The organism is Microbacterium sp. M4A5_1d (assembly GCF_053345465.1).
In genome coordinates, this window is sequence record NZ_JBKFAD010000005.1 from 1 (window position 1) to 5,484 (window position 5,484).

A 5,484-nucleotide genomic window follows, 5' to 3' on the forward strand; every position below is an offset into this window, starting at 1 on the left:
CGGTGGGGTATGGTTGTGAAGTTGCCCTCTGGGCTGGCTGTGAGGTCAGTTGGGGGAGCGTCCGATCCTTGAGAACTCAACAGCGTGCACTTGTCAAATGCCAAATAACCTCGACTCCACTTCGGTGGAGTGAGATTCCTTTGGATCAAAGACCTTCCCTTCGGGGGAGGCAACGGATAGTCAGCAATGATTTATCTCTTTGGTCAGCATCAAACTCGCTGCTCCAGTCTTTTTCCGGCTGGTCGCAGCAAATTTTCTTTACGGAGAGTTTGATCCTGGCTCAGGATGAACGCTGGCGGCGTGCTTAACACATGCAAGTCGAACGGTGAAGCAGAGCTTGCTCTGTGGATCAGTGGCGAACGGGTGAGTAACACGTGAGCAATCTGCCCCTGACTCTGGGATAAGCGCTGGAAACGGCGTCTAATACCGGATACGAGCTGCGACCGCATGGTCAGTAGCTGGAAAGAATTTCGGTCAGGGATGAGCTCGCGGCCTATCAGCTTGTTGGTGAGGTAATGGCTCACCAAGGCGTCGACGGGTAGCCGGCCTGAGAGGGTGACCGGCCACACTGGGACTGAGACACGGCCCAGACTCCTACGGGAGGCAGCAGTGGGGAATATTGCACAATGGGCGAAAGCCTGATGCAGCAACGCCGCGTGAGGGATGACGGCCTTCGGGTTGTAAACCTCTTTTAGCAGGGAAGAAGCGAAAGTGACGGTACCTGCAGAAAAAGCGCCGGCTAACTACGTGCCAGCAGCCGCGGTAATACGTAGGGCGCAAGCGTTATCCGGAATTATTGGGCGTAAAGAGCTCGTAGGCGGTCTGTCGCGTCTGCTGTGAAAACCCGAGGCTCAACCTCGGGCCTGCAGTGGGTACGGGCAGACTAGAGTGCGGTAGGGGAGATTGGAATTCCTGGTGTAGCGGTGGAATGCGCAGATATCAGGAGGAACACCGATGGCGAAGGCAGATCTCTGGGCCGTAACTGACGCTGAGGAGCGAAAGGGTGGGGAGCAAACAGGCTTAGATACCCTGGTAGTCCACCCCGTAAACGTTGGGAACTAGTTGTGGGGTCCATTCCACGGATTCCGTGACGCAGCTAACGCATTAAGTTCCCCGCCTGGGGAGTACGGCCGCAAGGCTAAAACTCAAAGGAATTGACGGGGACCCGCACAAGCGGCGGAGCATGCGGATTAATTCGATGCAACGCGAAGAACCTTACCAAGGCTTGACATATAGAGGAAACGTCTGGAAACAGTCGCCCCGCAAGGTCTCTATACAGGTGGTGCATGGTTGTCGTCAGCTCGTGTCGTGAGATGTTGGGTTAAGTCCCGCAACGAGCGCAACCCTCGTTCTATGTTGCCAGCACGTAATGGTGGGAACTCATGGGATACTGCCGGGGTCAACTCGGAGGAAGGTGGGGATGACGTCAAATCATCATGCCCCTTATGTCTTGGGCTTCACGCATGCTACAATGGCCGGTACAAAGGGCTGCAATACCGTGAGGTGGAGCGAATCCCAAAAAGCCGGTCCCAGTTCGGATTGAGGTCTGCAACTCGACCTCATGAAGTCGGAGTCGCTAGTAATCGCAGATCAGCAACGCTGCGGTGAATACGTTCCCGGGTCTTGTACACACCGCCCGTCAAGTCATGAAAGTCGGTAACACCTGAAGCCGGTGGCCCAACCCTTGTGGAGGGAGCCGTCGAAGGTGGGATCGGTAATTAGGACTAAGTCGTAACAAGGTAGCCGTACCGGAAGGTGCGGCTGGATCACCTCCTTTCTAAGGAGCATCTGACTCTTCGGAGTCCAGAACCCAGTTCGAAGGCACATGTTCTTCGCTGGGAGCTCATGGGTGGAACATTTGACATGGTGCGAAGGATGAGGTTCTTCTCTAGTACGCCGCTTGCGGTGGGAACGGGGAGGGTTTCGGAGGTCGCACCTGCACGCTGTTGGGTCCTGAGGGACCGGATGAGAGTCCGCAACCTCTGGGCCTTTTCTTCATGCTGCTTGGGTGGCATGTGGGGAGGGTACCGCCCGTACTTTGAGAACTACACAGTGGACGCGAGCATCTTCGATGCGACACCTTCGGGTGTTGTGTCGTGAAGATGATCTTAAAGATCATTAGTCAATTTTTTGACGATTCAACTCATGTGATTTCAAGTCTTTAAGAGCAAACGGTGGATGCCTTGGCATCTGGAGCCGAAGAAGGACGTAGCAATCTGCGATAAGCCTCGGGGAGTGGATAAGCACACTGTGATCCGAGGGTGTCCGAATGGGGAAACCCCGCTGGGCGGCGTGCCGACCTAGTGACTCCCGCCTGAATATATAGGGCGGGTAGAGGGAACGTGGGGAAGTGAAACATCTCAGTACCCACAGGAAGAGAAAGCAACAGCGATTCCGTTAGTAGTGGCGAGCGAAACCGGATCAGGCTAAACCTTGCGTGTGTGATAGCCGGCAGGCGTTGCACGTTGGGGGTTGCGGGACTTTTCTGATCATTCTGCCGAGTGGTCGACGTTACAAGAAGGTATAGACGAACAGGTTTGAATGCCTGGTCATAGAGGGTGCGAACCCCGTAGTCGAAATGCTTCTCTTGGCGTGAAGAGTATCCCAAGTAGCACGGGGCCCGAGAAATCCCGTGTGAATCTGTCAGGACCACCTGATAAGCCTAAATACTCCCAGATGACCGATAGCGGACAAGTACCGTGAGGGAAAGGTGAAAAGTACCCCGGGAGGGGAGTGAAATAGTACCTGAAACCGTTTGCTTACAAACCGTTGGAGCCTCCTTAGTAGGGGTGACAGCGTGCCTTTTGAAGAATGAGCCTGCGAGTTAGCGATACGTGGCGAGGTTAACCCGTGTGGGGTAGCCGTAGCGAAAGCGAGTCTGAATAGGGCGATTCAGTCGCGTGTCCTAGACCCGAAGCGAAGTGATCTATCCATGGCCAGGTTGAAGCGACGGTAAGACGTCGTGGAGGACCGAACCCACTTAGGTTGAAAACTGAGGGGATGAGCTGTGGATAGGGGTGAAAGGCCAATCAAACTTCGTGATAGCTGGTTCTCTCCGAAATGCATTTAGGTGCAGCGTTGCGTGTTTCTTGCCGGAGGTAGAGCTACTGGATGGCCGATGGGCCCTACAAGGTTACTGACGTCAGCCAAACTCCGAATGCCGGTAAGTGAGAGCGCAGCAGTGAGACTGTGGGGGATAAGCTTCATAGTCGAGAGGGAAACAACCCAGACCACCAACTAAGGTCCCAAAGCGCGTGCTAAGTGGGAAAGGATGTGGAGTTGCTCTGACAACCAGGAGGTTGGCTTAGAAGCAGCCACCCTTGAAAGAGTGCGTAATAGCTCACTGGTCAAGTGATTCCGCGCCGACAATGTAACGGGGCTCAAGCACGCCACCGAAGTTGTGGCATTGACATTATTGGTAGGCCTTCGTGGTCCAGCCGTGTTGATGGGTAGGAGAGCGTCGTGTGCCGGGTGAAGCGGCGGGGTGACCCAGCCGTGGACGGCACACGAGTGAGAATGCAGGCATGAGTAGCGAAAGACGTGTGAGAAACACGTCCTCCGAAAGACCAAGGGTTCCAGGGTCAAGCTAATCTTCCCTGGGTAAGTCGGGACCTAAGGCGAGGCCGACAGGCGTAGTCGATGGACAACGGGTTGATATTCCCGTACCGGCGAAGAACCGCCCAAGCTAATCCAGTGGTGCTAAGAGTCCTAACCCGGGCTTAGTTGATCCCTTCGGGGTGAGACGGTCCGGTCTAACGCTCGACCCCATGCTGGTGCGGCTAGCGTATTAACAGGTGTGACGCAGGAAGGTAGCCCAACCCGGGCGATGGTTGTCCCGGGGCAAGTGCGTAGGCCGAGTCATAGGCAAATCCGTGACTCATCAAGGCTGAGACACGATGCGGATAAAAAGTGGGTGATCCTATGCTGCCGAGAAAAGCATCGACGCGAGGTTCTAGCTGCCCGTACCCCAAACCGACTCAGGTGGTCAGGTAGAGAATACCAAGGAGATCGAGAGAATCGTGGTTAAGGAACTCGGCAAAATGCCCCCGTAACTTCGGGAGAAGGGGGGCCTTCCACTTATTAGGATTTACTCCGAAAGGGTGTGGAGGCCGCAGAGACTAGTGGGTAGCGACTGTTTACTAAAAACACAGGTCCGTGCCAAGTCGCAAGACGATGTATACGGACTGACGCCTGCCCGGTGCTGGAAGGTTAAGAGGACCGGTTAGCCGCAAGGCGAAGCTGAGAATTTAAGCCCCAGTAAACGGCGGTGGTAACTATAACCATCCTAAGGTAGCGAAATTCCTTGTCGGGTAAGTTCCGACCTGCACGAATGGCGTAACGACTTCCCAACTGTCTCAACCGCGAACTCGGCGAAATTGCACTACGAGTAAAGATGCTCGTTACGCGCAGCAGGACGGAAAGACCCCGTGACCTTTACTACAGCTTGGTATTGGTGTTCGGTGTGGCTTGTGTAGGATAGGTGGGAGACTTTGAAGCGGTGACGCCAGTTACCGTGGAGTCATTGTTGAAATACCACTCTGGTCACTCTGGATATCTAACTTCGAACCGTAATCCGGTTCAGGGACAGTGCCTGGTGGGTAGTTTAACTGGGGCGGTTGCCTCCCAAAAAGTAACGGAGGCGCCCAAAGGTTCCCTCAACCTGGTTGGCAATCAGGTGGCGAGTGTAAGTGCACAAGGGAGCTTGACTGTGAGACTGACAGGTCGAGCAGGGACGAAAGTCGGGACTAGTGATCCGGCAGTGGCTTGTGGAAGCGCTGTCGCTCAACGGATAAAAGGTACCTCGGGGATAACAGGCTGATCTTGCCCAAGAGTCCATATCGACGGCATGGTTTGGCACCTCGATGTCGGCTCGTCGCATCCTGGGGCTGGAGTAGGTCCCAAGGGTTGGGCTGTTCGCCCATTAAAGCGGTACGCGAGCTGGGTTTAGAACGTCGTGAGACAGTTCGGTCCCTATCCGCTGCGCGCGTAGGAAATTTGAGAGGATCTGACCCTAGTACGAGAGGACCGGGTTGGACGAACCTCTGGTGTGCCAGTTGTTCCGCCAGGAGCACCGCTGGTTAGCTACGTTCGGGATGGATAACCGCTGAAAGCATCTAAGCGGGAAGCCGGCCTCAAGATGAGATTTCCATGCCTTCGGGCGAGAGGCTCCCAGCCAGACTACTGGGTTGATAGGCCGGATGTGGAAGCGTGGTAACACGTGAAGCTGACCGGTACTAATAAGCCGATGACTTGATAACACACCGTTTTTGGTGCTTGCGTCCACTGAGTGGTTCTCGATGTACGGTCGAGAACCGCATAACGAATTGATCGTTGTGCAGACTGAAACATCAATAGTGTTTCGGCGGCCATAGCGTGAGGGAAACGCCCGGTTACATTCCGAACCCGGAAGCTAAGCCTCACAGCGCCGATGGTACTGCAGGGGGGACCCTGTGGGAGAGTAGGACACCGCCGGACTTCTTTCGT

General features: G+C 55.0%; 3 rRNA genes. All 3 read left to right on the forward strand.

What is annotated here, in order from left to right:
- The first annotated feature begins 257 nt into the window (after positions 1-257).
- The 3 genes from ACLBWJ_RS15680 (at position 258) to rrf (ending at position 5,475) form a co-directional block, all read left to right on the forward strand.
- Positions 258-1,777 (forward strand): 16S ribosomal RNA (locus ACLBWJ_RS15680).
- Positions 1,778-2,151: 374 nt separating this feature from the next.
- Positions 2,152-5,258: ribosomal RNA gene (locus ACLBWJ_RS15685) — 23S ribosomal RNA — on the forward strand.
- A 100-nt stretch (positions 5,259-5,358) separates the two neighbouring features.
- Positions 5,359-5,475: ribosomal RNA gene (rrf, locus tag ACLBWJ_RS15690) — 5S ribosomal RNA — on the forward strand.
- Together the 16S, 23S and 5S rRNA genes form the textbook arrangement of a ribosomal RNA operon.
- Positions 5,476-5,484 lie beyond the last annotated feature (9 nt).